The following is a 10230-nucleotide window of genomic DNA, read 5'->3' on the forward strand; positions in this document are numbered from 1 at the left end:
GCGTCAGCATCTCCGCCGCGAAGCCACGTTGAGAAGGATGCCCGTGACGCCGAGCGCCATGACGAGCCCCGTGCCGCCCGAACTGATGAAGGGCAGGCTCACTCCCGTCGTGGGCAGCAGCCCCATCGTGATGCCGATGTGTCCGAACGCCCCGATGGCGACGATCGCCGTGAGGCCGATCGCGATCAGGCGCCCGAACAGGTCCGGGGCGGACTTCGCGATCCGAAGTCCGAGGTGCGTCCACACGAGGAAGAGGATGAGCATCGTCACCGCGCCGACGAACCCCCACTCCTCCGCAATGATCGGATAGATGAAATCGTTCTGCGCTTCGGGCAGGTAGTGGAGCTTCTGCGTGCTCTCCCCGTAGCCCGCGCCCAGGATCCCGCCCGAACCGATCGCGATCTGCGCCTGCTGCAACTGGTAGCCGGCCCCGGAGGTGTCCGCTTCGGGATTGAGAAACGCCAGGATCCGCGTGAGCTGGTAGCTGTTCGAGCGCACGAGCCACCACACCCCGGCGCCGATGGGCAGCGTGAGGAGGAGGAAATGCCGGATGCGCATCCCCGCGGCGAAGAGCACGGTCGCCGCCAGCGCGGCCGTGATCAGCGTCGCCGAGAGGTGCGGCTCCGCGGCGATGAGGACGAGCAGCGGGCCGAGGACGAGGAGGAACGGGAGCACCCCGCTCAGGAAGCTGCCGAGGTTCCGCTGCTTGCGAACGGCGAGCGCGGCCGTCCAGAAAACGACCGCCACCTTGGCCAGCTCGGAGGGCTGGAAGGCCGCGGGCCCGAGCATCAGCCAGCGGCGGGACCCGTTGCGGACGGGCGCGATGTCCGTCGTGAACGGAAGGATCATGAGGGCCAGGAGGACCGCGACCGCCCCGAGGATCGGCCACGCGAACCGCCGGTACACGCGATAGTCGATGAAGGCGGCCACGATCAGCGCCACGAGACCGACGGCGGCGCGAGCCAGTTGGCTCATGAGCACGTGGTTCCCCGGCAGTCCGCTCTGCTGCGCCGCGAAGGAACTCGCGGAATAGACGGAGAGGAGCCCGAACACGACGAGGACCAGCGTGATCCCGATGAGTGCATTCCGCACCCACGCCGGCGCACCGGCGAACTCCTGAACGCGCGGGAGTTCCCGGGAGATGGCGTAGTCCGTCACGTCGCCCCCTCCGAAGCCGCGCCGTCGTAGGAGTCGTGGACGCACCGCTCGAAGGTCCGGCCCCGTATCCGGTAGTCCGGGAACATGTCGTAGCTGGAGCAGGCCGGGGAGAAGAGGACGACGTCGCCGGGATGGGCGGCCTCGCGAGCGAGGCGCACGAGTTGCGGAAATCCGCGGGCGACCTCGACCGGCGCCACATCGCCCAGTTCCCGGACGATCTGCGGCGCCGCTTCTCCGAACGCGATCAACGCCCGCGCGTTCTCGCTCAGCGCGGGTGCGAGCGACTGGTAGGACTCACCCTTGTGCCGGCCTCCGAGAAGCGCCACGAGGGGCCGGTCGAACGCGTTGAGCGCGACGCGGGTCGCGGAGACGTTCGTTCCCTTGGAATCGTTGATCCACAGGACGCCCTCGAACTCGCCCACCCTCTGGAGGCGATGGGAGAGCCCCTGGAAGGAAGCGAGCCCGGCTCCGATCGCCGCGGCCTCGCATCCGGCGAGCGCCGCCCCGAGCCCCGCCAGGAGCGCGTTCATGACATTGTGGACGCCGACCAGTTGGAGGTCGGCGGCCTCGATCCACGGCTGAGGCGCCCCCCCGGCATCGAGACGCTGGACCATGCTCCCGGCTTCGTCCAGCCATGCCCCCGGTTCGTCTTGCGGCCCGATCGAAGCGAGGTAGCGGCGCCCCGCAGCCGGTTCCGCCATGGCGAGCACGGCGTCGTCATCTCCGTTCAGGACCCAGCGGCTGTCCTCATCGGCGTTCGCGAACAGCCGCGCCTTGTCCTCGTAGTAGCGCTCGAGACTCGGATACCAGTCGAGGTGGTCCGCGGCGAGGTTCACGAGCACGCCGACCTCGGGCCGGAACGCCTGGAGATCGGCGAGCTGAAAGGAACTCAGTTCGACCACGAGCCAGTCCGGCTGCCGTTCCATCAGCGGAATCTCGGAGAGCGGGCGGCCGATGTTCCCCGCGGTGAGCGCGTCGACGCCCGCCTGCTGCAGCAGGTGCCCGCAGAGCGCCGTCGTCGTCGTCTTGCCGTTCGTGCCGGTGATGCCGATGACCCGCGAGCGGAGGTGCCGGTAGGCGACCTCGATTTCGGCCACGGTGGGCACGCCGGCTTCGGCCACGGTCCGCCGGATCTCCGCGGTCGGCGATATCCCGGGGCTCGTCACCACGAGGTCCGCGTTCAGGATGCGCTCCACGTCGTGCCGTCCCACCTCCGCATCGATGCCCTCGGCGGCAAGGGCCGCCACGGCCTCGCGCTGCCGGGGACCTTCGAACGCGTCGCTCGCGTACACGTCCGCTCCGAGCGCGTGCAGGAGCCGCGCGGCGGCCGTCCCCGACACCCCGAGTCCGAGGACGGCCACGGGCTCGCCGGGCCCGAAGAGCGGAGGACGACGGTCGGCGGCCATCAGCGGATCTTGAGCGTCGCCAGGCCGACGAGCGCGCAGATGACGCCGACGATGTAGAAACGCGTGACGACCCGCGTCTCTGGCCAGCCGAGTTTCTCGAAGTGGTGATGGAGCGGGGCCATGCGGAGGAGGCGGCGGCCCTCGCCCCACCGCCGGCGGCTGAACTTGAACCATCCGGTCTGAAGGATCACGGACAACCCTTCGAGGACGAACACGCCCCCGACGATGACGAGGAGGAACTCCGACTTCAGGAGCACGGCGACGGCGCCGATCGCGCCTCCGAGCGCCAGGGACCCGGTGTCCCCCATGAAAACCTGCGCCGGATGGGCGTTGAACCAGAGGAAGCCGATCGCCGCCCCCGCCAGCGCGGCGCAGAACACCGACAGTTCCCCGGCCCCGTTCAGATACAGGACGCCGAGATAGGCCGACGTGTCCACCCGGCCGATCGCGTAGGCGAAGGCGCCGAACGTGAGGGCGGCGATCGCGGCGAGTCCCGTGGCCAGCCCGTCGAGACCATCCGTGAGGTTGACGGTGTTCGCGCTTCCGGCCACGACGATGGCGACGAACAGCGGGAAGATCGCCACCTCGATGACGATGGTCAGATCCTTGAAGAACGGGAGCATCGTCTGCGTAGCCCCGTAGGAGGAAAGTGGCTGCCAGAGGAGGAACCCGCCGAGCGCCAGGCCGAGCACGAACTGCCAGATGAGCTTGTACCGCGCGATCAGGCCGCGCGAATGGCGGCGCACGATCTTCAGGTAGTCGTCCATGAAGCCGATCGCGCCCATACAGGCGGTGACGACGAGGGCGACCCACACGTAGGTGTTGTCCAGGCGTGCCCAGAGAAGGGTGGGCAGGAGGCAGGCAGCGAGGATGATGATGCCGCCCATGGTCGGGGTGCCCGCCTTCGCGAGGTGCGCGGCCGGCCCGTCGTCCCTCACGACCTGGCCGATGCCTTGCTTCCTGAGTCTGCGGATCACTCCCGGCCCGATGATGAACGCGGTGAGGAGGGCCGTCACCATGGCGCCGGCCGCGCGGAACGAGATGTACTGGAACACGTTGAACAGGATATGCTGGTCCGCGAGCGGGAAGAGGAAGCGGTAGAGCATCAGGCGCCCCCTCCAAAACGGGTTTCCAGTTCGTCGATGACCCGCTCGAGCCGGACGCCGCGCGAACCTTTCACGAGCACGACCTCATCTCCTTCCAGGGCGTCCGCGAACGGGCGCACGGCCGCTTCGGGATCCTCCGCCCGGATCAGGGAATGACCGTGCATGCCGTCGAATGGCGCGTCGCAGAAGAGGCCCGTGGCCGCGATGATGTCGAACCCCGCGGCCCGCATCTCGTCGCCGATCTCGCGGTGCGCCTTCGCCTCCTGCGAGCCGAGTTCGAGCATCGAGCCCGCAAACACGGCACGGCGGCGGCCGGGGAGCAGATCGCGGGTCTGGGCGATCGCCGCGCGGAACGAATCCGGGTTGGCGTTATAGCAGTCGGCCAGCACCGTCAGGCGCCCGATCCGGCGCAGAGCGCCCCGTAGGCCGAGCGGCTCGTAGCGCGACAGCCCCCGGGCGGCCGCGTCGGACGGCACCTCCATCGATTCCGCCAGCGCCGCCGCGATCAGCGCGTCCCGCAGGTGATGCTCGCCGCCCACGCCCAGCGCGACGCGCGTTTCGCCGCAGCGGAACTTGATCCGGTCCGCGCCGACCGTGTACGCCTCGGGTGCGAAATCGGCCCCCGGTCCGAAGCCAGCCACGATCGCGTCGGGCCGGTAGGCCCGGGCGGCCTCCGCGAGGATGGCGGGTTCCTCTCCCACGATGAGCGCGCCGCGGCCCGAAGCGCCGAGCGCCAGCTCCATCTTTTCCCGCAGCACGCCATCCACGTCGCCGAAACACTCGAGGTGCGCGGAGCCGACGGTCGTGATGACGACGTGATCCGGTCGGGCGATCTCCGCCAGCCGGGCGATCTCCCCGGGCTCGCTCGCGCCAACCTCCAGGACCCAGGCGTCCGCGTCGGGAGGAGCGCGCAGGATCGTGAGCGGGAGCCCAACCTGGCTGTTGTAGTTCCCTTCCGTGCGGTACACGCGGCGGGACTCGGAGAGGGCGCAGGCGATCATCTCCTTTACGGTCGTCTTGCCCGAACTGCCCGTGATCGCCACGACCGTGGCGCCGGATTCGCGCCGCGCCCGGGCCGCGAGATCGCCGAGCCCTCTCAGAGGATCGGCAACGGCGAAGTACTCCATCCCCAGCGCCGGATCCTCCCGTCCGGCGCGAACGATCGCGCCCGGCGCGCCCCGGGCGGCCGCCTGGGGGAGGAAGTCGGCGGCATCGTGCCGCGCCCCCGCGAGCGCGACGAACAGCTCGCCCGGCTTCAGCGTCCTCGAATCACACGACACTCCGGAATAAACCCGCTCGCCGATGCCGCCGTGGGCCGCGGCGCCGCCGACGTCGAGGCCGAGCGCGGAACGAATCCAGTCCGAGCGCAACGCCGAGGCCTGCGTGGCCGCCGTCACGCCGTCCCTCCGCGGAGCCCGGACGCGCCGGGAAGCACCGGGAGGAGATCCTCCACGATCCGGCGCTCGTCGAAGGGCAGTCGCTCTCCCCCGATGACCTGGTACGTCTCGTGGCCCTTGCCGAGGAGCGCGACCGCGTCGGCCGGCCCCGCCTGAGCGAGTCCCCGCGCGATCGCCGCCCGTCGATCGACGACGATCTCGTAGCTGTCCGGCGGGAGCCCGACGACCATCTGACGGCAGATCTCCGATGGATCTTCCGACCGGGGGTTGTCGCTCGTGACGATGGCGACATCCGCCAGGCGGGCCAGGATGCTCCCCATCTGCGGCCGCTTGCCGGGGTCGCGGTCGCCACCGCAGCCGAGGAGGGCGATGACCCGGCCCGGCACGATCGCCCGCAACGAGGACAGCGCCCGCTCGCACGAATCCGGGTTGTGCGCGAAGTCGCGGATCACGAGAACCGGCTCTCGCGAGAGCACCTCCATGCGACCGGGCACGGAAGGCGCCGCTGAGAGTCGCGCGGCAATCCGCTCGAGCGGCATGCCCAGGCCCCAGGCGATGGCGGCGGCCGCGAGGGCGTTCCGCACGTTGAAGTCGGCGGGGAGCGGAAGCGACACGGCGGCGGCCTCGCCCGGCGCGCGCAGCGTGAAGCGCGCCCCCTCCGCGTGGAGGGCGAGCCGATCCGGCCACAGGTCGGCCGTCGGCTCGAAACCGTAGCGGAGCGTCGTGGCGTTCGGCGGCGCGATCTCCCTCCAGGCCGGTTCGTCGTCGTTCACCGCGCAGACGCCACCCGGCGCGAGCAGGTCGAGCAGGCGCAGCTTGGCCTCCCGATACGTCGCGAGATCCGGATGATATTCGAGGTGTTCGCGGCTGAAACTCGTGAACCCCACGGCATCGAACGAGAAGCCATCGGCGCGGCGCTGGTCGAGCGCGTGCGACGAAACCTCGAGCACCGCCGCCTCGGCCCCGCTCGCCCGCAGGGCGGCGAGTTCTAGGGCCAGATCGATCGGATCGGGGGTCGTCAGCCCCGGGGCCCCGATCTCTCCGTCGATGGATACGGTGCCCAGGGTACCCAATGCCGCGGCGGGTCCCACATCGTCCAGGATCCAGCGCGTGAGCCACGCGGTGGTCGACTTCCCGTTCGTTCCCGTGATGCCGATGAGGCGGAGCGCTTCACCGGGGTGGCCGGCGAAGAGCGCGGCGAGATGGGATACGGCCGCCCGAGCATCGCGGACGGCCAATTGCGGCAGGTCGACATCGACGACGCACTCGACCACGGCGGCGCCGGCCCCCGCCCGCTGCGCGGCTTTGACAAAGGCGTGGCCGTCGACGCGCGTCCCCGGAATCGCACAGAAGAGGTCGCCAGCGCCGACCTGGCGGGAGTCCGAACGCAACGCGGAGAACTCCGCGGGAGGAACGCCTCTCCACCGCGGCTCGAGGCCCGCTTCGTCGAGCCTGCGCTCGACCTGTCGATTCGTCGTTGTGTGCTGCGGCAAAGTCCGGTGGTTAACCTCCCTCCAACCTTGTATTCCCGAGACCCGCCCTGGTTCACTCCTCTATCTCGGAATCCAGCGCGCGAGCTATCTCAGCACGACGGTCGCACCCCGGGACAACTCGCTCCCGGGCGCGGGGTTCTGTGCCGCGACGCTCCCATGTCCGTGCCATTCCACGCGGAGGCCGAGCGCGTGCAGGCGCGCGACGGCCGCCCGGGCGGACAGTCCCGCCAGGTCCGGCAGCACGACGACGCCTCGCCCGCTCGTGTCGGTCTCGTTGGCCGCGCCGGGCGCGCCCGTGCCGCTGGAGGCGAAGATGACGGCACCTTCCGGCGCGCCGGCCGCCGGTCCGCCGGACCACGGCCGGGGACGGGCGTTGGAGACGACCAGCCGTGGATCCACCTGCACGCCATCCGCCGCGAGCGCCGCCCTGAGCGTCGCCTGGCTTGTAGGCGCCGCGATCGCGCCCCCGTAGTAGACCCCTCCCTTCGGGTCTTCGAGTCGGGTGAGGATGACGATGCGCGGATCATCCGCCGGCGCGAAACCGACGAAGGAAGCGCGGTAGCGCCCGGGCGCGTAGCGGCCGTTCACGGCGAGCCGGGCCGTTCCCGTCTTTCCGGCCACCGCGAACCGCGCCATGCCCGCGAGCGTTCCGGTACCCTCCCGGACGACTTCCTCCAGCACCCCGCGAACCGCCGCCGCGACCTCCTCGGATATGACGCGCCGCACGGGACGCGGGTCGAAGCGCTGCACGAGGCGCCCGAGCGGGTCTCGTATCTCTCTCACGAGGCGCGGGCGCATCAACACGCCGCCGTTCGCGATCGCGCCGTAGGCGATGGCGAGTTGCAGGGACGTGGCGGAGATCTCGTACCCGATCGCGTGCGAGGCGGGGCTCAGCGAGGTCCATGACTCCGGCCGGCTGAGGCGCCCCGGCGACTCGGAAAGGTGCCCCAGCTGCGTCCGCATGCCGAAACCGAAGTCCCGCAGGTAGCGGTGCTGGACCGCAGGCGTCAAGCGGGCGGACAGCTTCGCGGCCCCTACGTTGCTCGACTTGGAGATGATCCCGCGCACGCTGAGCGTGTCGTAACCGTGGACGTCCGAGATCACCCTCGAGCCCATCCGCAGCCTGCCGTCCTCCACATCCACGATCTCGTCCAAATCGACCACACCCTCGCTGAGCAGGGATGCGAGAAGGAACGGCTTCAGCGTGGAGCCGGGCTCGTACGGATCGGTGAGGCCCGAAATCCGGTCGACCGCCGCGTCGGTGCGTTCGCTCGCCAGCGCGAGAATCTCACCGGTGCGTGGGTCGAGGAGGACGATGTCGCCCCCTCTCGCCCCCGTCTTCGCGATCGCGCGGGCGAGTTCGTTCTCGGCGATCCGCTGAAGTTCGGCGTCGAGCGTGAGCACGACATCGTGTCCGGGCACCGCCTCGACGACCTGTCCACCAGGTGGGCGGTACGCGTTGCGGTGGCCGTCGAGCCGAACCTCCGCACGGCCGGGCTCGCCGACCAGCCAACCGTCGAGGTCGGCTTCGAGACCCGTCCCGCCCCGGCCATCGGTCCCCACGGCGCCGATGAGACGGCGGCCCATGCTGCGGGGGTATTCTCTCGCCGATCGGCTCTCGAAGTAGATCCCCCGTCCGATCGTCCGTTGCAGCCGCACCCGCTCTTCGTCGCTCACATCGCGCGCGACGAGAGACCAACCGCCGGCGGCCTCTGCGACGGCGCTCCGGCGCTCCGGCGCGACGGGCACGACCGAGCCGACGGCCTCGACGGCCTCGGCCCGGTCCACGCGCAGTTCGTCCACGGCGAGGAACACCTCGTATCGCGTGTCCGGAGCCGCGAGGACGCGGCCGCGGCGATCCAGAATCCGCCCGCGGACCGCGGGCAACAACTCCCACTCCGCGCTTTGCGCGACCTGCCTCGCGCGATGCGCCTCGCTCTCGAGGATCTGGAGATCGCCCAGGCGCACGGCATACGCCAACGCTACGACGGTGAACGCGACACCCAGCGCACGATGCCGGATGCGCTGCGTGCGTGCCAGCGCCGCCTCCTCCGCATCGCCCGCAAAGCCCTCGAGGTGCGTCGTGCTGTGAATGCCGAAACGCGTCACCTGTCCCCTCCCCTGCCGGCCCTGCCGGAGACGTCCAACTCCTCTTCATCCGGCGAGTATCCGGCGTCGACCTGCAGCAGTTGCTCTTCGCCGGCCCGCTGCAGCCCGAGCGCCTCCGCCTCGCGTTCGATCCGCGCCGCCGCCGCGAGCGAATCGACTCGCGTCCGTGCCGCATCGATCCGATCCGTGACGATCCGGTCCTCCGCTTCGAGTCCGCGAAGCTCGGCCATCAGTCTCCGACCTTCCTCGCCCCGACGGACCACGCTCACCAACGAAGCCGCCAGCGCGAGAACCGCCGCCGCGGCCGTCATCCACCGTAGCAGCGTTCTGCGGCGGACCCTCCGTACGCTCCCGCTCCACTGGTTCATGCGCTGCTCGTCCGCTCGTCCGTCCCGCGCTTCTCCCACACGCGGAGTCGCGCGCTGCGCGCCCGCGGATTCCGGGCCACCTCCTCGGCCGAGGGACGCAAGGGCCGGCGCGTCAGCGTCCGCCCCAGCGGCCGTCCCCGGCAGCGGCACTCCGGCAGACCCGGAGGACAGCGGCAGTCGGCGGACCAGCTTCGGAACGCGTCCTTCACCAACCGGTCCTCGAGCGAGTGGTACGAGAGCACCGCCAGCCGCCCGCCCGGAGCGAGCCGGCCGCGGATCCCCTCGAGCCCCTCGCTCAGCGCGGCCAACTCGTCGTTGACCGCGATTCGCAGAGCCTGGAACAGCCTGGCTTTCTGCTTCTCCTGCGCGGGACGACCCAGCACCGCCGACAGCGCGGCCACGAGGTCGTCGCTCGTGCTGAAGGGCCGGATCTTCCTCCGCCGCACCACCTCACGTGAGAGCGTCCGCCACCTACGCTCTTCCCCATCACGGAAGACCCGGCCCAACTCGCGTTCGTCCGCCCGATTCAACAGTTCGGCTGCGGACCTTGTCTCGCGCGCCTCTTCGTCCATCCGCATGCTCAACGGCGTGCCCGGGCGGAACGAAAAACCGCGCTTCTGTATGTCGACCTGGTGCGACGAGATACCCAGATCCATCAGGGCTCCCGCCAGACCGTCCATCTCGGCGGCGAACTCCGGACGAGCCACGTCCCTGAAGTTCGCCTGTATCAGCTTCACCCTTTCGCCCGCCGAGGCGAGCCGCCGCCTCGCGGCCTCGATCGCCTCCGCATCCTGGTCGATCCCGATCACGCGCACGGCCGATCCGGTCTCCAGCAGCCGGATCGCATGCCCCGCACCGCCGACCGTCGCATCCAGGAAGACGCCTCCGCACTCCGGGCGAAGCCACCGCAGCACCTCATCCGGCATGACCGGCGTGTGCTGAAACGTCTCCTCTGTCACTCCGTCGGCTTCCTCGACTCCCCCCACCGTGCCGCGATCGGAAAACCCGTCAGGCGAACACCGTCTCTATCAATCGATCGAAGTCCTCGTCCGTCGCACTCGTCACGCTCTCGAACGTCTCCGGCTTCCAGATCTGGACGTGGTTGATCGCACCCACGACCAGCGCCTCACTTCCGAGCGCGACCGCCTTTCTCATCCTCTCCGGTATCAGGATCCTTCCCTGGGCGTCCGGCG

Annotated in this window: 9 protein-coding genes; all 9 read right to left on the reverse strand. The window is 70.2% G+C overall.

The genetic code is table 11. The annotated features are described in order from the left end of the window. Nucleotides 1–3: 3 nt before the first annotated feature. Nucleotides 4–1158 (reverse strand): putative peptidoglycan glycosyltransferase FtsW, encoded by a 1155-nt coding sequence (locus OXN85_03760; GenBank protein ID MCY3599078.1) that lies wholly within the window; start codon nucleotides 1156–1158, stop codon nucleotides 4–6. Continuing rightward, entirely contained in the window at nucleotides 1155–2564 is a 1410-nt protein-coding gene (gene murD, locus OXN85_03765; GenBank protein MCY3599079.1) for a UDP-N-acetylmuramoyl-L-alanine--D-glutamate ligase, read from the reverse strand. The genes OXN85_03760 and murD overlap by 4 nt, the downstream gene beginning before the upstream one ends. Then, complete coding sequence (mraY, locus tag OXN85_03770; protein MCY3599080.1) at nucleotides 2564–3670, reverse strand: phospho-N-acetylmuramoyl-pentapeptide-transferase; 1107 nt, start codon at nucleotides 3668–3670, stop codon at nucleotides 2564–2566. The genes murD and mraY overlap by 1 nt, the downstream gene beginning before the upstream one ends. Beyond that, entirely contained in the window at nucleotides 3670–5067 is a 1398-nt protein-coding gene (locus OXN85_03775; GenBank protein ID MCY3599081.1) for a UDP-N-acetylmuramoyl-tripeptide--D-alanyl-D-alanine ligase, read from the reverse strand. The genes mraY and OXN85_03775 overlap by 1 nt, the downstream gene beginning before the upstream one ends. Then, complete coding sequence (locus OXN85_03780) at nucleotides 5064–6560, reverse strand: UDP-N-acetylmuramoyl-L-alanyl-D-glutamate--2,6-diaminopimelate ligase (protein ID MCY3599082.1); 1497 nt, start codon at nucleotides 6558–6560, stop codon at nucleotides 5064–5066. Before OXN85_03780 ends, OXN85_03775 begins: the two co-directional genes overlap by 4 nt. 84 nt (nucleotides 6561–6644) lie before the next feature. Beyond that, nucleotides 6645–8669, reverse strand: a complete 2025-nt coding sequence (locus tag OXN85_03785) for a penicillin-binding protein (protein ID MCY3599083.1) — start codon at nucleotides 8667–8669, stop codon at nucleotides 6645–6647. Continuing rightward, the gene (locus OXN85_03790) at nucleotides 8666–9037 is read right to left on the reverse strand and encodes a hypothetical protein (protein ID MCY3599084.1); all 372 of its coding nucleotides are present in this window, start codon (nucleotides 9035–9037) and stop codon (nucleotides 8666–8668) included. Before OXN85_03790 ends, OXN85_03785 begins: the two co-directional genes overlap by 4 nt. Continuing rightward, nucleotides 9034–9996, reverse strand: a complete 963-nt coding sequence (rsmH, locus tag OXN85_03795) for a 16S rRNA (cytosine(1402)-N(4))-methyltransferase RsmH (protein MCY3599085.1) — start codon at nucleotides 9994–9996, stop codon at nucleotides 9034–9036. The genes OXN85_03790 and rsmH overlap by 4 nt, the downstream gene beginning before the upstream one ends. 49 nt (nucleotides 9997–10045) lie before the next feature. Continuing rightward, nucleotides 10046–10230 (reverse strand): division/cell wall cluster transcriptional repressor MraZ (locus OXN85_03800; GenBank protein MCY3599086.1); only part of this gene is annotated, 185 nt, incomplete at its 5' end.

Origin of the sequence: Candidatus Palauibacter australiensis (genome assembly GCA_026705295.1) — a bacterium.
Classification (GTDB): domain Bacteria; phylum Gemmatimonadota; class Gemmatimonadetes; order Palauibacterales; family Palauibacteraceae; genus Palauibacter; species Palauibacter australiensis.